Source organism: Clostridium sp. TW13, from assembly GCF_024345225.1.
Taxonomy (GTDB): Bacteria; Bacillota; Clostridia; order Clostridiales; family Clostridiaceae; genus Inconstantimicrobium; species Inconstantimicrobium mannanitabidum.
The window spans coordinates 2,901,941-2,919,413 of the sequence record NZ_BROD01000001.1; the positions used below are offsets into that span (position 1 = coordinate 2,901,941).

15 protein-coding genes, 1 riboswitch and 1 other annotated feature are annotated in these 17,473 nt (G+C 29.6%); of the genes, 5 read left to right on the top strand and 10 right to left on the bottom strand.

The window, feature by feature from the left end; all coding sequences use genetic code 11:
• Window positions 1-192 precede the first annotated feature (192 nt).
• From OCU47_RS13780 to OCU47_RS13790, 3 genes are all read left to right on the top strand, one after another.
• Entirely contained in the window at window positions 193-1,029 is an 837-nt protein-coding gene (locus OCU47_RS13780) for an AraC family transcriptional regulator (protein WP_261829182.1), read from the top strand.
• A gap of 199 nt (window positions 1,030-1,228) precedes the next feature.
• Window positions 1,229-1,393: riboswitch (M-box (ykoK) riboswitch) on the top strand.
• Between the two features lie 326 nt (window positions 1,394-1,719).
• A complete protein-coding gene (locus tag OCU47_RS13785; protein ID WP_261829183.1) occupies window positions 1,720-2,943 on the top strand; it encodes a magnesium transporter MgtE N-terminal domain-containing protein in 1,224 nt (407 codons plus the stop codon).
• Window positions 2,944-2,956: 13 nt separating this feature from the next.
• Window positions 2,957-4,225 (top strand): Nramp family divalent metal transporter, encoded by a 1,269-nt coding sequence (locus OCU47_RS13790; protein WP_261829184.1) that lies wholly within the window; start codon window positions 2,957-2,959, stop codon window positions 4,223-4,225.
• Window positions 4,226-4,512: 287 nt separating this feature from the next.
• On the opposite strand, the gene OCU47_RS13795 is transcribed toward OCU47_RS13790, so the two are convergent.
• From OCU47_RS13795 to fliB, 7 genes are all read right to left on the bottom strand, one after another.
• On the bottom strand, window positions 4,513-5,592 hold the full coding sequence (locus OCU47_RS13795; protein ID WP_261829185.1) for a ComEC/Rec2 family competence protein: 1,080 nt from the start codon (window positions 5,590-5,592) through the stop codon (window positions 4,513-4,515).
• Window positions 5,593-6,005: 413 nt separating this feature from the next.
• Complete coding sequence (locus tag OCU47_RS13800; RefSeq protein ID WP_261829186.1) at window positions 6,006-7,082, bottom strand: iron-containing alcohol dehydrogenase family protein; 1,077 nt, start codon at window positions 7,080-7,082, stop codon at window positions 6,006-6,008.
• Between the two features lie 208 nt (window positions 7,083-7,290).
• Window positions 7,291-7,549: a binding site (T-box leader), on the bottom strand.
• A gap of 194 nt (window positions 7,550-7,743) precedes the next feature.
• A complete protein-coding gene (locus OCU47_RS13805; protein ID WP_261829187.1) occupies window positions 7,744-8,946 on the bottom strand; it encodes a hypothetical protein in 1,203 nt (400 codons plus the stop codon).
• A 310-nt stretch (window positions 8,947-9,256) separates the two neighbouring features.
• Window positions 9,257-9,901, bottom strand: a complete 645-nt coding sequence (locus OCU47_RS13810) for a TetR/AcrR family transcriptional regulator (protein ID WP_261829188.1) — start codon at window positions 9,899-9,901, stop codon at window positions 9,257-9,259.
• Entirely contained in the window at window positions 9,894-11,096 is a 1,203-nt protein-coding gene (locus tag OCU47_RS13815) for an MFS transporter (protein ID WP_261829189.1), read from the bottom strand. Before OCU47_RS13815 ends, OCU47_RS13810 begins: the two co-directional genes overlap by 8 nt.
• A gap of 227 nt (window positions 11,097-11,323) precedes the next feature.
• On the bottom strand, window positions 11,324-11,467 hold the full coding sequence (locus tag OCU47_RS13820) for a hypothetical protein (protein WP_261829190.1): 144 nt from the start codon (window positions 11,465-11,467) through the stop codon (window positions 11,324-11,326).
• Window positions 11,468-11,710: 243 nt separating this feature from the next.
• On the bottom strand, window positions 11,711-12,973 hold the full coding sequence (gene fliB / locus OCU47_RS13825) for a flagellin lysine-N-methylase (protein ID WP_261829191.1): 1,263 nt from the start codon (window positions 12,971-12,973) through the stop codon (window positions 11,711-11,713).
• 549 nt (window positions 12,974-13,522) lie between these two features.
• Between fliB and OCU47_RS13830 the strand changes: the two genes are divergently transcribed.
• Window positions 13,523-13,987 (top strand): GreA/GreB family elongation factor, encoded by a 465-nt coding sequence (locus OCU47_RS13830; protein WP_261829192.1) that lies wholly within the window; start codon window positions 13,523-13,525, stop codon window positions 13,985-13,987.
• A gap of 195 nt (window positions 13,988-14,182) precedes the next feature.
• On the opposite strand, the gene OCU47_RS13835 is transcribed toward OCU47_RS13830, so the two are convergent.
• Window positions 14,183-14,521: a winged helix-turn-helix transcriptional regulator gene (locus OCU47_RS13835; protein WP_261829193.1), complete on the bottom strand. Its 339-nt coding sequence runs from the start codon at window positions 14,519-14,521 to the stop codon at window positions 14,183-14,185.
• Between the two features lie 125 nt (window positions 14,522-14,646).
• On the opposite strand from OCU47_RS13835, the gene OCU47_RS13840 reads away from it, so the two are divergent.
• Window positions 14,647-15,039 carry a pyridoxamine 5'-phosphate oxidase family protein gene (locus tag OCU47_RS13840; protein WP_261829194.1) on the top strand — a complete coding sequence of 131 codons (393 nt, stop codon included), beginning with the start codon at window positions 14,647-14,649 and terminating at the stop codon, window positions 15,037-15,039.
• A gap of 165 nt (window positions 15,040-15,204) precedes the next feature.
• On the opposite strand, the gene OCU47_RS13845 is transcribed toward OCU47_RS13840, so the two are convergent.
• Window positions 15,205-16,338, bottom strand: coding sequence for a hypothetical protein (locus OCU47_RS13845; RefSeq protein ID WP_261829195.1), 1,134 nt, complete (start codon window positions 16,336-16,338; stop codon window positions 15,205-15,207).
• 280 nt (window positions 16,339-16,618) lie between these two features.
• The gene (locus tag OCU47_RS13850) at window positions 16,619-17,455 is read right to left on the bottom strand and encodes a PRD domain-containing protein (protein ID WP_261829196.1); all 837 of its coding nucleotides are present in this window, start codon (window positions 17,453-17,455) and stop codon (window positions 16,619-16,621) included.
• Between the last annotated feature and the right edge of the window lie 18 nt (window positions 17,456-17,473).

Sequence of the window (17,473 nt, forward strand, 5' to 3'; positions counted from 1 at the left end):
CAATACACGCTATACTAAATCTTCCCACCTTTCATTCTATAAACTGACAATCCAAACTTATTTTCTAAACTTAATAACACTTATATTGAATAGTTTGAATAGTTTCGTTCTTTATTATAGAATAAAATAAAAGCATATTCTTTGCATTTATTGTACAATTTATTGCGTTTATTGACTTATTTGGAGGAAAGCATGTTAGATTTATATTATAGCGATATAAAAAAGTATATTCATTTCACTCATGTCCCTGTGAAATTTCGCCATACAGAATTTCATCTTCATGATTACTTTGAAATATATTTCTTCATTAGTGGAAATGCAAAGTATTTTATCGAAAAGCAAGTTTATTCATTAAATTATGGTGATTTGATAATAACCAATAATAACGAAATTCATAAATCAGTAGTTGTTCCTGATGAAATTTATGATGTAATTTACATGCAGATTGATCCTAAGCTTATTAAATCGCTGAGTTCACCTAAGTATGATTTACTTAATTGCTTTACAAATAGACCTCATGGGAAAAATAATAAGATTTTTCTTGAAGAAAAACAACTTAATGCTGTCATTGAGTTGCTTGGAAAAATAGAACAAGCCTATAATAGCACTGCTTTAGGTTTGGAGATATTATTAATCTCATATTTACTGGAATTACTTATGATTATAAACTTCAGCTTTAATGAAAATACTGAAGCTGCAGAATCTCCTGCTTCTTCTGATACTCTTACTTCTATTCTAGAATATATAGATTTAAATTTAAGCAAGGATCTTTCACTTCAAGCTCTAGAGGACAAATTTAACCTTGACCGCTTTTATCTAAGTCGCTTATTCAAAAAGAATGTTGGCAGCACTTTACATGAATATATTTTATTTAAAAGATTAGCTCTAGCTAAAAGATTGCTTGAAAACAAAAAAAGTGTCACTGAAGCATGTGAAGTAAGCGGATTCAATGACTACTATCACTTTATTAGAATATTTAAAAAGTATGTTGGAACTTCACCTGGTCAATATAAAAAGAAGTTCTCTTAAGTGATGTTCTTTTGTAACTAACATTCATTTCTTTGAATAATACTTAGAAAAATAACTATACTTAAGTTTATAAATTTACAATACATTAAATTTGCAGCACCCTACTTTTATAAGAATGAAGTATGGAATTGATTACATTCAATTTTATTTGACAATTGCTTTAGTAGAGCGTATACTTACACTGTTAAAGATAAAATTGAATATATTTTGTTAGGTGAGGCTCCTATGTATGATATACGCTGCTGCCCAAAAACATCGAAAGATGCCAATGGGTCAACAAGTATTACCGAATTAAGGTTCTATTTAATGTAGCTGAGTACAACTCAAAGCTACATAGTGCTAAAACTCAACGAAGAAATAACTGTAGTGTATTATTTTTGTGTGAATTTTAGAGGAGTCCGTTTTTATAGGGGCTCTTTTTTATTTGCTAAAAAATACGCTAACGGAGCTTAACCTATTAAAATATATATTATTAATTTAGGCATCTGAAAATAAATAGCAAGCCGAAATGACTACCGTATAAACCTATATACTTTCAGACACCTTATATAAGGAGCGTGATGATTTAATGGATGGTGACCCTTATCACAGTTGCAATTTTTTAAAACTTAAAAATTTAATATTCAATAGTAAAATGGGGTGTACCATAGTTAAATCATAGTTGTGCACCCATAAAAAGGAGGGTGTTCAATGAAATTTATAAGTGTTTATTTAAGCAGAATTTTAGGAAATAAAATATATGCACCTGATAATAGAGTCATTGGAAAGCTAAAAGATATAGCTGTTTCATTAGATTCTACTAACCCAAAGGTTACTGTTGCTAAAGTAAAAACTAAAGACAAAATAGTTTACCTTAATTGGGATTATATTTCTATAGCAAAAGAAAAAGGTCAATATATACTTGTTTGCAACAAAATAGAAGAAACTCAACTTGGAGAATCAATGCTTCTTAAAAAATATGTACTAGACAAACAAATCATCGATGTTAATGGCAGAAAGGTTGTTAGAGTTAATGATGTTAGACTAGTAGTTTTAGATTCTGGCTTCTTTGTAGTTGCAGTTGATATCGGTCTAGAGGGACTTCTAAGAAGATTAGAACTTGCAAAGCCATTGAAAAAGTTAGGCCTTAAAATTCCAAGTACATTAATGCTTTGGAATGATGTTCAAGCTATTTCTAATACAAAGGATTTAAAAGTATCTAAAACTTATAACAAACTAACTACTCTTCATCCATCAGATCTTGCTGATATAATTGAAGATTTTGATACTAATACAGGTATGATTATCTTTAGTAGTTTGGATCCTGCTAAGGCTGCAGATGTACTTGAAGAACTTGAAGAAGATGCACAAATTCAAGTATTAAGAAGCTTATCACCTGAAAGAGCAGCTGATATTCTTGAAGAAATGCCTGCTGATGAAGTTGCAGATATTCTTGATGGTTTACAAGCTAACAAAATTGAAGAGCTTTTAAACAATATGGAGAAAGATGCTTCTGATGAAGTTAGAGAATTAATGGAATATGATGATAAGGAAATTGGTAGTCTTATGTCAACTGATTTTCTATCTTACGCCAGTGATAAAACTGCTGGCTATATTATAGACAATATGAGAGAATTAAAACCCGAATTTGAACAAATACACTATATTTACATTACACAGGACAATAAATTATTTGGTACTCTATCCTTAAGAGATCTTATAGTATCTGATCCTTCTCTTAAACTTGAAGAAATCATGAACAAAGACTTCATATATATGTATGATACTGACAAAATTAATGATTTGGTTGATGTTATAACTAAATATAATCTATCTGCATTGCCAATCTTAGATGAGAATGGTGATTTAGTTGGAAATGTATTAGTTAACGATCTTATATATGAATTCCTAAAAAGCAGAAAGAAATTAGGTTAAGGAGGAGTGCACGATGAATGAAAATATAAATGTAAAAAAGAAAAACAAATTAGCTCATATATTGATGTTTTTAAGCATATTAGGTCCTGGAATAATTACTGGTAGCGTTGATAATGATGCTGGTGGAATCACAACTTACTCTGTAGCTGGTGCTCATTATGGATATCACCTACTTTGGGCGCTAATACCTTGCTTTATAGTTCTTGTTGTAGTTCAAGAAATGAATGCTAGAATGGGTATCGTTACTGGTAAAGGCTTAGCAGATTTAATCAGAGAAAACTTTGGTGTTAAAATAACAGCTTTAATTTTCCTTGGTTTAATTATTGCTGATATAGGAAATACAGCTACCGAATTTGCTGGAGTTGCTGGTAGTATGCAAGTATTTGGTATAGGTAAATATATTTCAGTGCCATTAGCTGCAATTGGAGTATGGCTTCTAGTAGTTAAAGGAAACTATAAATCCTCTGAAAGAATTTTTATTGTCTTTAGTATATTTTTATTATCTTATATCGTGTCTGCAATAGCTGGCAAACCAGATTGGCATGAAATTGGAACAGCTATAATTCATCCGCATATGGAAGCTAATACAGACTATATTAGTACTGTTATTGGATTAATTGGTACCACTATTGCTCCTTGGATGCAATTCTATATGCAATCAGCAGTAATAGAAAAGGGAATAAAGATTGAAGATTATAAGTACGAAATTATGGATGTTATTGTAGGAAGTGTAATCACTGTTGTTGTAGCCTTTTTTATAATAGTATCTTGTGCATCAACACTTAATAAAAGTGGAATTCAGATTAACGAAGCAAAAGATGCAGCCATGGCACTTAAGCCACTAGCAGGAGCATTTGCATCTCAAATCTTTGGATTTGCTCTTTTTGTAGCTTCAATTTTCTCTGCAACTATACTTCCACTTGCAACTGCCTTCTATATTTGCGAAGCCTTTGGTTTTGAAGCAGGTATTGATAAGAAAATGAAAGAAGCACCTGAATTCTATACATTATTCACCATAATAATCATCATAGGCGTAGTAATTATATTAATACCTGGTGCTCCACTGATTGGAATTTCAGTTTGGTCTCAAGTAATAAATGGTATTCTTCTACCAATAGTATTAATATGTATGATGCTAATGGTAAACAATAAAGAACTAATGGGGAACTACGTAAACACTAAAGGTAAAAACTTTATAGGTTGGGCAACAATTGCTATACTATTCGTTTTAACCTTTGTTTTAACCTTCCAGCCATTAATCAATATAATCAAGAAGCTATAATAAATATTAGTATTCTCTTCAAACAAGAAAGTGGTGTTGCATTTTGCAACACCACTTTCTTGTTTTTCTTTAACACTTCTTATTCTTCTATCTTAATATTTGCGATTTATCCTTTTGATAACTGTTAATATCCAGAACATTTTTTCATATATCTCAATGCCTTAGCACCTCTTAATATATCTATTGTCTGCATATCTCTTATTTTCTCTTGTTGTCATATGTCAAAATCTTATTAATTCTTACTATGTATCCCTTGTGATATCTCTTGCACTTCTGACATGATATTTCTAGTGACACTTAGAACAAGGCTTTAATCCTCTCTTCTTGGCTTCATTTATAGAAATCTGCATTGGATTTTTCATATTGCTACAAGTTTTCTTACTATGATATACTTTAGCAGTTTTACTAGCAATCCAAACCATTTGTTCCTTATTAACCGGAGCAGGTACTGGTTTAGTAACTGGCTTATTATTGCTTGGTGCTGGTTTAACATTTGTGCTTGCTGGTTGAGAATTAAATGTTATGTTCTTACCATCACTTGTAGCTATTATGGTACCATTAACATCTGTTCTGAAAACTTTTATTCCCTTTGCACTTAATTTTTTAATTGTAGCACTGGCAGGATGTCCATAATCATTTCCTTTTCCTACTTCAATAACTGCATATTTAGGATTCACCTTATTTAAAAATGCTTGGCTTGTAGAACTAGTACTACCATGATATCCAATTTTTAAAACATCTGCTTTAACATCTAATTGCTTTGCTAGTATTTCTCCTTCAGATAATGACTCTGCATCACCCATAAATAAATATGATGTATTACCAAAATTCAATTTGCAAACTATAGAGTAGTTGTTTATATCATCATACTTATCCTTATTTGGTGCTAAAAATGTTAAAGTTGCATTGCCTATAGTAAGCTTACTTCCTGCTTTAGGAGTTGTAATCTTTAGATTTTTACGTTTCAATGCACTAACCATATTAGCAAAACTCTTAGTTGTTGTAGTTACTTTGGGTGCATAAAAAATACCTATGTTAAATGTTTTGATTATATCATCCATAGATCCTATGTGATCCTCATGTGGGTGTGTTGCTATAACATAATCAAGTTTAGTAATTTTAAGTGATTTAAGATAATTTAATGATTTTTCATCACTTGTTCCAGCATCAATAAGTATATTCTTCCCATTAACTTGTATTAGCTCTGAATCACCTTGTCCAACATTAATGTAATGAATTTTTAAATTTCCGCTAGAATTATTAGTTGCTGCTGTAGCTATTGTAGGATTATAATTTCCCCCTAACAACGTAATCAATAGAAGACAAATCAATACTGACATAATTGGTCTAAAAATTTTCTTTTTCATTTAAACTCCCCCTTTCTGTTCACATTTAATTTTATAGACACAACTGATTTTGTCAACATTTTATGGATACTGTATAAACTTTCCCGAAAATCCAAAACTTCCAAATCAAGTAGTCTTCTGAAAGTAATTTTAGGCATACAGTACATTATATGTTCCTTTCTGCTTATATGCACAAGATAAAGTTTGTATAGAACTATTCCACTTAAATGTTGGTAGAAAAATGTCGAATTTTTGTAACTTGTCCTCCTATATGTCCACCAACATTATTATGGAACAGTTCTATATGGATACTGAACAGTTCTGCATAACACGGATTCCTTAAAGTATAGTGGTTCTATAATAGTTTCATTTCAACATGTAAATAATTCAATCATCTGCATAATATATTTTTTATCTTATTCATCCTTTCTATACTATAGCCCAACCTCTTCTAACTCCATTATTGCATTATAAATCATTTCTCTAGTTATCTCATAAGGTACGTGCTTAATATCCCCTGTTTCCATTGCCTTATCAAGAACTTTATCAAGATCCTTTTCTTCAACCTCAATATCTGCTAAACATGTTGGAAGACCAATGCTCTTATTAAACCTATAAACCCTATCTCTCTCTTCAAATTGCTTATCACAAGTAAGCATAACCAAAACTCCATAAGATACCACTTCACCATGAAGATGATTCTTTTCTATCTGCTCTAGCGTTGTGCAACCATAATATACTGAATGTGCAAGACAGCTGTTGTAATCATTAATTACAAGTACTGATACAAGACCTGCGGTAATTATAATATTAAGAATTACCTGCTCCAATTCTTTTGAGACCTTATGTGCTTTAGCATCTTCATAAGCCTTTTTACCATACTTCAATAATGGTTCAACACAATTACGACTTATGTCAACACCTAAAAGATTGGTATGATCAAGTTCATCTCCTCTTGCAGAAAATGTACATTCATATTCCTTAGATAGGGCATCTCCTATACCTGCCCATATGAAATTACTTGGTGCCTCTGCTATTATCTTAGTGTTAATAAAACAGTGGATAGCTGGCTTTTTAGTAAAATACAGTTCCTTAAAAACATGAGTATTACCATCATAAATAACTGTTGTGGCTGTTATTGAGGCACAATTTGAAGCTATTGTTGGAAATACAAAGATTGGTTGTCCTGTCTCATCACACATGGTTTTACTTGTATCAACACTTCTTCCTCCCCCTACTGCAAATATCATATCTGCACTAGCAACTACTGGATTTTTCTTTAACATTTCTACATTTTCATAAGTAGAATCTCCTCCAAACCATACAAAATCTATTATCTCTATATCTGAATCCTTAACCCCTTCTAAAAGTGCTTCCTTAGCTTTTTCCATTGCAGTTTTTCCACCGACTACTACTGCTTTTTTCCCATAAGCTCCACACACTTTAGGAATTTCTTTATAAACATCATCTCCTATACTATAACTTGGTAAAAACACACTGTAATTGCTCATTTTTTCATCCTCCAACTAATATCTCGTGTACTTGCTTGTACACTGTTTGATTTTATTTATTATTAATACTTTGTGACAACTTTGCCTTAGTAAATAGTTTCCAAATAACAAATAGTCTGTTTCTTCTCGCTTAAAAAGCATCCACAAATTCAGCTTTATTATAATTTCTTAAATAATAAAAAAGGCTTTGTCTCAATTAATTCAATTAATTAGAGACAAAGCCTATAGCTCTGCGGTACCACTCTTATTGCTACATATATGCAGCCACTCAAAATATCTCAAGGAAAACCTATTTAATATCAGGCAATATAACGGTTGCTACCGGTCTTGCTTACACAATATATAATATATCTTCAGCTAACTACTCATGAGTGATTTTCAAATCTTTCGCAAATCTTATCTTCCACCAAATGATAAGTCTCTTGCTAAATGCTACAGAATCTACTTTTCTCAATCTACGTATTTATTGTTTAACTTTTCCATAATTATAATACTATCGTTTTATAATGTCAATAACATTTCATATTAATATCTGCTCTTTTATCATTCGATTATATATTTTCTTAATACTTCGTTATCATATATAATTTTTCATTGATAAAATATATTTCTACATATTCTAAAATAAATTGCATTATTTGCTAGTTTTAATATAATTTCATCACTTTTCTAATAAAACTGCTGCATCCGTTTTTCCTTCTAATATAATATTAAAAGGAAGGGAATATTGAAAATATTTAAATACCCAATTGCCACTTTCTTTGACCATTACTGCTTCAAATCTAAAAGGCCAAATACATTCTTCTCCCTTTGAAATTTCCTTAAAAGTATCTGCAATGCTTCTTCTTATTTTAAATAATTTTTCCTTGTCATTCATATTATCAACAAAAATACTCTTAATCTTATCTACAGCATATTTTAGACTTTCTTTTTCAGAAGTTACCTTTTTCATAGTTCCATGAGTAACTACCCAAGCAACCTCTTCATTAGAACTAACTAAACAATTTTTACAATCTAAATTTACTTCATCATAAGAAACTCTGTGTTCTTGAATAAACTTTTGTATTTCTTCTTCAGTACTATAGGTATTATTGTTTATATTAATAAGCAAAGGATTATTACTTACAAAGTATTTATTAATAATATTGTTTATATCTTTGTCTTTGTTCAAATACTCTTCATTGAAACTTTCTAATCTGCTTAATACTTCAGCTCTACATAAGCAATTATTTTTTATACAATATTCCTCAAGTTGCTTAGTCTCTTCATTAAAGTAACCTAGAGCATCACTTCCATCATAGAATCTAACATCTGGCAAGTAGCCAAGCACGGGAATTGAAAATTGCATATGTTTTACTATCCATCTATCAGACTTCTTAACTAGAATAAAAGAAATATTTACATCCCATAAATATTCTCTCTCAACAGTATCTCTTTGAGATAGCAAATGAGTTAACATCCAATTTATTTCAGCTAATTTAATCTTATTAGGCTTTTTGCTATCATCACAATCCTCTTTAAAATAATCTTCTACATATCCTAAATAACGTGTGTATGTTTCACTCTTACTATTAAAATGATGCTTTACAGTCCCTGGAACATATATTAACCCAGTATTTTCCAATTCTATTATATTAGCTTTATCAGGCTTTAATCTAACGTCACCCCAATATTGCCAATCGCTTAAAAATATATCCTTTACAGCTTCATGGCCCAAGCACCATTCTCCACTGCTTGTCCCGACTATTACTACATCTTCCTCTTTATCAAATAGTCTTAGCATAAAATCATCTATCTTGCTGCAATCTCTGTCTACATAAGCTTGTTCAAAAACCTTTAAAATTTCCATAAATTCTTTTTTCATCTTACCCTCCACAAATTAAGCTGTTAGCATATCAATTTAACTTCTTTTACATTTAATTATCAACCTTGTACTGTCTTTTCTCTCTCCTTATTTCTTCTTTGTTTCATTGTACTTAACAAATTATAATATATTTATATTAATACTAAATGATTCTTCAAACATAATAAAGATAATAAACATTTCTGTATAGTTCTTTATATAGAAAACTCTCCTCATTGTTATATCAGAAAATATACACAGCTATATTTATAATTTCTAAAAATATTTATATAAAAAATCACTACAACTAAATCTAATTGTAGTGTTTTTCTTAATTCTTATCTTCTCTTTTAATAGAGTTTATAATCATGTTAGCAACTGAAAATGCAATATCATCATATGTAACCTCTTTGCCAATATTAGGAATCCTAGCGCAACTCATTCTTTGTAAAACACCCATTATAGTTTGAAAAATACAATAAGCAGTATTTACAGGGTCTATATCATCCTTAAAAGAGCCATCTTTAATTCCATCACTAATAATCTTATCTATAAAATCCTTATTTGAGACACTCACAAATTTATCAAAATTACTTTTTAACTGCTCATTAGAATTATAGGCTCCATAATAAATATCAAACAAAGTAATATATCTTATCTGGTCCTCATTACTCTTAGCAAAGTTTATCCAAGCATAAAGCATCGACTTAAGCTTATCCTTACCACAAGTTTCAGCTTCACTACTAGTTTTTATAGCCTTATCCATGTTAACTAATATATCTATTTGCACTTCAAATATCAATTCATCTATTGATTGAAAATGCTTATAAAATGTAACTCTGCTAACTCCAGCTAAGGTGCATACATCTTTTATATTGACATTTATAAAGTTATGCTTTAGAAATAATTCACGAGCTGCTGCTATTATTTCTTCTCTATTTTTGTTTTTTATATTGTTATGCCATGAATCACTCATTTTCAACTACTCCATTTACATATAACTTCTTTTCCTGCTTAGTTAAAAGTATAGTTCCAAGAAGAATGAAACCACCTACAGTATATGGCAAATAAATATGTGCGTCAAATAGGTTTCCTGCCATTATAGGGCCAATTATATTACCTATACTAGTATAAGTAGTATTCAAGCCAGAAACAAATCCTTGTTGATCACCAGCCTCATTTGCAAGCATTGTATTTACTGTTGGTCTTAAAAATGAATTAAAAGCAAAAAATATTGAAGATACTAATAATAAGTATATAAAATTAACTTTAACTATCATCAAGAAAAGAGCTATCGCTGACATTACTAAAGAAAATCTAATTAACTTGTATTCTCCAAATCTCTTAATTACCTTATCAATAAGTCCCACTTGAGTGATAATTCCTATAACTGCTCCCAAAGTTATAAGCACAGAAATTTTATCTGCTGCAAATCCATATCTATGTTCAACATATAAAGAATATACTGTTTCATAGTTTACCAATCCAAATGTCATAACCAATATAAGAAGTAAGTGTTTAAAATATGGTGCATGTACAGATTGAATTAGTTGCTTACCTATAGATTGTTGTTTTTGCCACTTTGCAGCCCTATTTCTCTTTTCTAAAGGTAGTGTTTCAGGAAGTATAAAAGTTAGCAAGGTAGCAATTAATCCTAAGCCTGATGCACAGAAGTATGGAACTCTAATTCCGAATCCTGCTATAATCCCTCCTATTCCAGGTCCAAGAACCATGCCTAAATTCATAGAAGCACTTAAATATCCCATTCCTTTTGCTCTAGTTTCTTTTGTTGTCATATCAGCTACATATGCAAGAACAGACGGAACCATAATTCCCAGTCCAATTCCTCCTATAAATCGTGCTATGTACAATTCAACTAACTTATATGAAATTGCAAACATGAAATCAGAAATTACTGTAAAAAACAATCCTGATAATATCATCTTTTTTCTACCATACTTGTCTGACAATTGACCTCCTATAGGTGAAAAAATGAATTGTGCTGCTCCAAATGCAGCTACCAAATACCCCGCTGCTGATCCTGCTGCATTAAACTGCTTTAAGTAGTCTGGTAAAATCGGAATTACCATGCCTTGTCCAAGCAGAGCTATAAACAAATTAAGCATTAATATAAGTAAAGGTAGTTTACTTTTAATATTTTCTTTTGACATTATTCCCTCCAGTCATTTACTCAGTGTAAATAGTTTACTCATCGTAAATCATTATATAATTGTTTTTTCCTTTTGTAAATATTTTTAATAAAACAACATAATAAAAAAATTCAAGTTTAACCGATAAGCTATCTATTATATACTATTGAAACAAAAATGAGTGCTCCTTAATTAGTTGCATTTTTAAGGAGCACTCAACAAGTTAACTACAATTATTACATTTTCATCTAACTCTTTTTCTCTCTATTTCTTATAGGAGTAAATTCTGAATTTTTGTCATTAACATCAATATAAGTATAGTCTCCATCTACAGTTTTCCTAAGCCCTAAAGATGCCATTTTCTTTTTAGTATTCTTATATTTTGAGCTCATTTACTTCATCTCCTACAGATTATTTTGCATTGTACAATTTGGTCAAACAATAAAACTTTTTCAGATAAATTTAATTCTTCCTAATCTATAAGTGATAGTTGTATTGTTAGATTATAATTATTATTTTTAATTTCACACTAAACTATTCACTTTCTTGTATGTGAATTGCTAGAAACAAACTTATATATGTCCTAATAAATAAACTACATATTTCTTCATACTATACTTGTCATTTATAAAAAATCACAGAAGTATATTAGCAAACCTAGCATTATTCAAATCATTTTCTTTTATATACCTTAATACATCTTCTAAATATGTAGCATCATGTTCTATTTCCTTTGATAATACTTGAATTGATCTAATTATATTTTCTTTAGACATATCTACTCCAGCAAGATATTGACCTACAAGATAAAATCTTATATATGAAAATCTAACAAGAAGCATAATATAGCCATCCATTATTTTATCATTTTCCGAAAAAGGGAAAAGTTCTTTAAACATATGATTAGCTAAATAGTTTTCAAATATATAGCTATATTCTTCAAAAATGTTATGTTCACAAAGATCATATGCTCTTATGAATATAGATGAGTTCTCCATAATACTTTTATCTTCATTTAACTTAAAGCCAGACATTACTTTTTTTATACTAGATTGAAAATGGCTACTCTTACCACTTATAACTTCTTTTATGTTTAATTTTTTCTGAGTATTGTTCTCTTTCTCAAATACCTTTAACTTCTCTAACATAATCTTATAAAATGATAACTGAAGAATATATCTTTCTTTTTCTGGTTTGAATCTACTCAATGAATTTAACTTATATGTACTTATAAATTTCGGCAACTCTTCAATATCATAGTCTACTATCTTACATGTATGTTGTAAAAAGACTCCAAGAAAATGCAGCCTCTCGCTTAAATTGTATTTTCGATTCTTTACAATTTCAATACTCATATCTCGTATTAATTTTATGTACTTGTAACCTGTATTTTCATTTATTCTATCATTGGTATCAATAGCTAGTGTTAGTACATGCTTACCTAAATTATGATTTCCTTCAATAAATTCTATACCTTCTTCTTTAGTAAGCAAAATTCTTGCAGCTTCTATGCAGGATACATCTAATGACATTTCATAGTATTCATCTATTCTATTTAATACTTTTGGAAAAATAGCACAAACGTTTGATAAATAACCTTCACCTAGATTAGAGTGAATAATACAATAGTTGTCTTTATTTAAAAAAGGACACCTCTTATTACGCTTTAGTTTTATCTGAGCATAGTCTATTTTTTCATTGTTACATCTTTTCTTTACAAATATATTTTTATTAATATATCTTTTCATTTTTTTATCCTGAATATGTTTATACTCTTCAAAAGTAATCCTATCAATGTGTATAGCCCAACCACAGCAACAGTTATCTTCACAACTTCCTCCCACACACTTAAACTCCTTAAGATATGTTGGATATCTCATTTTAACTTCTTCTGACACTATTTTATCTCCTATATCTCATTAGTATTAATCAAACTTCTATTATTTTTATATTCTTGAGCTTCTGTCACAATCTAAAAAAACAATAATTCATAATTTTTATTTAAAGTTTCTAGTAATTATTAATTTACACTATATATTTAGTAGTTTATCCGATAGCTAACATTCGTAACACTCCAATCTTATATGAAACTCCTCTTCCTAAAGTCAGATGAGTACTCACAGAGTAAGCGACCATCATCAAATCATAGATTTGAGATGTCTGCTTAACCGATTCACACTAAATCATAGATTTAGGTTCTCTGCTTAAGTTGGAGATAACGGCTGCACGCTCCTGGATAAGTTCAACTAAGATTCACTTGATATAAAATATTTTAAGCTACTTAATTACATAAAACTAGTCAAAATGCCTTTAATTTTTTTCTATATATTATATAATATTAACATAGTTTATTTTGAAACAATAAAAAGGACTATGATCATTGCTTCAAGCATATATAATTATAGTCTTTAATTTAACTTAGTTTATTCTACGGGAGGCCAATTTTTATGAATAATCAACTAACAGAAGAGAATATTAAAAAATTAAGAGAAGAATTAGAATATAGAATGACAGTAAAGAGAGCTGAGATAGCTAAAGAAAAAATGATAGCTGCAGCACATGGTGATAGATCAGAAAATGCTGAGTATAAAGAAGCTTGTGCAAATTATAGAGAAAATGATAACAGAATTCAGTACTTATTAACTATGATTTCAACAGCTACTGTAGTAGAGGATAGTGGTTTAAATAAATCATCACTAGGAATTAACAGCAAAGCTAAAGTCAGATTTGTTGAAGATGATGAAGAAGAGATTGTAACACTAGTAACTACTCTAGACTTAGACCCTGAAAATATGTGCATAAGCATAGAATCAGACTTAGGTAAAGCATTAACAGGCAAAAAGGCAGGAGATGTAGTTGAGGTTAAAGCTCCTGGTGATAACTACACAGTAGAAATATTAGAAATACTCTAATTCTCTTTTTTAATGAAATCATTAAGCATTTTACACAATACTCCTTTTATTAGGAGCTTATAACCACTTTTTTATTGGGAATCTTAAGTAATACAACGTATTTGATGTAATGTATTGTGGCTTATATCCACTTTTTTATTGCGAATATTTTAAAACCCCAATTGTAGTTATGTACATAACCACAATTGGGGTTTTCTATTTATCCTTTGATAAAAAGTCAATATACTTATCTCCAAATATCTGAAATTCTTTTAATACTGGTAAAAACTCTTTTCCTATATCAGTCAATGAATACTCAACCTTTGGAGGTATTTCTTGATATACTTTTCTATGGATCATTTTATATTCTTCTAAAAATCTTAATTGCTTTGTAAGAGTTGTTTGTGTAATTCCTCCTAATGCTCTTTGAAGCTCACCAAATCTATAAGATTTCTCACTTAATAGGTGCATGATTACAATATTCCATTTCCCCGAAAAAATTTTCTGAGAAGTCGAATATGGGCAAATACCAAAAAAATCTTTATCTACTCCCATTTATGTTCCCTCCATATTTCTAATAGTACATTATTAGATACTAACTACACTAAAAGAACGTACTTGCTATTCACAATGTATATTATATAATAAATGTACAGCAAAAAACATATGGAGGTCAAGAAATGAATAAGGTAATTGAATTTTTACAAAAAGTAGGTACATTTTATTTAGCAACAGCAGATGATGACCAACCTAGAGTTCGTCCTTTTGGTGCTGTAGTTGAATACAATAATAAAATTTATATCGCAACAAATAACACTAAGGATTGTTTTAAGCAAATGCAACAAAATTCTAAAGTAGAAATCAGTGCAACTAAAGGTGCTGAATGGATTCGTCTAAGTGGTACTGTAGCTGTTGATAGTTCAGAAGCTGCAAAAACTGCAATGTTAGAAGCTAATCCTGCATTAAAAAATATGTATTCTGTAACAGATGGACTTTTTGAAGTTTTATACTTCACAAAAGGTACTGCTACATTCTATTCATTTAAAGGTCAACCTGAAACAATAGAAATCTAGTAATTATAGTGCTAGCTAAAAAAAACATGCACCTAATTACTTATATTCGATGCATGTTTTTTCACTTTTATATTCAAAATAAATTTACTGATACCTACCTTGCATATAACTACTATCATATCAAACAAAACAAGCCATTCTTTTTAACTTTATCTATATCTAATCTTAGCAATTTTTATCTATAGGAAATCCCACTCCAAATGAAGTTCCTAAGGATATGCAAACTGAATTAGGATAGTCTGAAAAAGCAGCAGCCATAGCAGTGCCATCATGTACAAATGTTATATTGAACCTTTTCCCAATGCTTTTATATAACTCATCAGACAAATATTTTTCATAATTATCTGCTATTAATCTTAATTTCCCATAACCACCCCTATTGACAAATAAACCATTGTTAACATAGTTGGCTATACTTATTACTATTTGATTGCCTATACTTTCATTACCTAAATACTCTCCTGCTTTCGTTTTGTATTTTCTTGATCTTTCTAATTCGATTTTTGAGTTAGCATCATTTACTGTATCTATGATTATATTCAAAAGATACTTATGCAATTCTATAGCCTCATTCTTTTTCTCTTGATCATTATCAATATCACATACAACATGTCTAGATGAGACTTTATCCAATCGTATAATATTGATAATTTCTTTATTGCACATTTTTACTAGACTTCTCTTTATAAAAGTATGTCCACAATCAAAAATCAAATATGATTTTTCTTGATCCCCATCAATATATGTAGAGCAGCCTTTTATTCCAACATTAGAAGAATCTTTACTTAAAATAATGTTATATCCCTCTTCATTTGAATCTTTAAAAACTTCTTCTATATAGAATTTTAACTTTTCTCCTAATCTTTCACTTGAAAGACCTCCAACTAAAATCACATTCTTTAATTGATTCCAATACTCCCAGTTACTATCATCCCAATCCTTTCTTCCCAATCTATTAATATTCTCACCTTTCTTCAAAGTTAACAAAATAATAGCTAATCTTTCACCAAATAATTTAATAATATCATTGGCTGTATCCTTAACTATAACATTATTACTTTCTAAACATTGATTTAAATACTGAGGTAACTTCTTTTCATCTATGCAATTTAAATCTAATCTTAACATCTCACTTCTTATCTTAATTTCTTCAATAAATAACTCTGTAGAAAAAATATCTATTGCTGCCTTACCTTCTAAATCTTGTTTTACTTTATCTATTGGCATTTTTCTTATTATCAGCTTATTTATAGATGTATTTAAACTTACCGCACCATTTTTTATAAATGGATTATTCATACTATTTCCTCCATATATCATAACTAAAATTTTTATTAGTTTAACCCAAATATACTCATATCAAATTAATTAAATTACATTATACAACAATTATGTGAATAATAAAATTGCATTTGCTTAACTACCGTTTTAAGCAAATAGTCAAATACCGTATAGAAAACTTATTTAAATATATATCTATAAAAAAATATATATATTTAAATATTTATAGTAAAAATGCCACTTTGGAGAAAAACAAAAAGTATCCTAACACAAAAATGTTAGGATACTTTTCATATTTTTAGTCTACTGATTCATCTGAAAATACTCTTTCAATATGCATTGCAAGGTAACCAATTTCGACTTCTGCAATCTTTTTTCTGATTCCTCTACCTAGCTTTTGGCATATGCCCTCTGCTATTTCAAATGACTTTTGAAATCTTTCTTTAATATAATCATTCATATCAAGCTTTATAGCTTCACCCTTTAATGATCTTGCCACCATATATTTTATATGGCTCATAAGACGATTATAGGATAATGATTCAATATCAATTGTCTTCCCTATGTTATCTTCGATGCATGTAATACATTCTCTAACTAACATTGCAGTTTCCATTGCCTGCGATATTTTTTCATCACTTAAGCTAGAATGAATGTGAAGTGCTATATAACTAATCTCATCTTCGTTTATATCAACACCTTCTATCTCCTTTATAACATCTCTTCCTTTGCACGCTACTTGATATTCATCCGGAAACAGAGCCTTGATATCTTGTGTCAATGGATTGCTTATACTTTCATTATTTCTAATTCTTTTTACTGCGAATGTAATATGATCTGCAAGAGGGCATAAAATGTTCTCATCTACTGACTTAAATTTCTTTTCTGCTTCCATAATAATAGCACTTGCTATTTCTAGTGATTGAGGTTCTATATTATTTATTATTTCTTTTGTCGATCCTCTATCTGTTTCCTTCTGGAGAAGATATACTTTTGTATCTTCTCCAGCTTCCATACGTTCATTGACTCTTTTTCCAAAGCCTATACCTTTTCCCAGCAAGATATATTCTTTATATGTCTCCATATCTACAGCAATTACACTATTATGATTTAGTGCCTTTACTACTCTGAACATTTTATGCCTCCTCTTTTT

Coding starts and splice junctions, on each gene's coding strand:
- OCU47_RS13795 (WP_261829185.1), bottom strand. CDS start 5,592: ATGAAAAAGAAAATTTTTAGACCAATTATGTCAGTATTGATTTGTCTT.
- OCU47_RS13845 (WP_261829195.1), bottom strand. CDS start 16,338: ATGAATAATCCATTTATAAAAAATGGTGCGGTAAGTTTAAATACATCT.
- OCU47_RS13800 (WP_261829186.1), bottom strand. CDS start 7,082: ATGAGCAATTACAGTGTGTTTTTACCAAGTTATAGTATAGGAGATGAT.
- OCU47_RS13810 (WP_261829188.1), bottom strand. CDS start 9,901: ATGAGTGATTCATGGCATAACAATATAAAAAACAAAAATAGAGAAGAA.
- OCU47_RS13820 (WP_261829190.1), bottom strand. CDS start 11,467: ATGAGCTCAAAATATAAGAATACTAAAAAGAAAATGGCATCTTTAGGG.
- OCU47_RS13785 (WP_261829183.1), top strand. CDS start 1,720: ATGAAATTTATAAGTGTTTATTTAAGCAGAATTTTAGGAAATAAAATA.
- OCU47_RS13835 (WP_261829193.1), bottom strand. CDS start 14,521: ATGGGAGTAGATAAAGATTTTTTTGGTATTTGCCCATATTCGACTTCT.
- OCU47_RS13840 (WP_261829194.1), top strand. CDS start 14,647: ATGAATAAGGTAATTGAATTTTTACAAAAAGTAGGTACATTTTATTTA.
- OCU47_RS13780 (WP_261829182.1), top strand. CDS start 193: ATGTTAGATTTATATTATAGCGATATAAAAAAGTATATTCATTTCACT.
- OCU47_RS13830 (WP_261829192.1), top strand. CDS start 13,523: ATGAATAATCAACTAACAGAAGAGAATATTAAAAAATTAAGAGAAGAA.
- OCU47_RS13790 (WP_261829184.1), top strand. CDS start 2,957: ATGAATGAAAATATAAATGTAAAAAAGAAAAACAAATTAGCTCATATA.
- OCU47_RS13850 (WP_261829196.1), bottom strand. CDS start 17,455: ATGTTCAGAGTAGTAAAGGCACTAAATCATAATAGTGTAATTGCTGTA.
- OCU47_RS13815 (WP_261829189.1), bottom strand. CDS start 11,096: ATGTCAAAAGAAAATATTAAAAGTAAACTACCTTTACTTATATTAATG.
- OCU47_RS13805 (WP_261829187.1), bottom strand. CDS start 8,946: ATGAAAAAAGAATTTATGGAAATTTTAAAGGTTTTTGAACAAGCTTAT.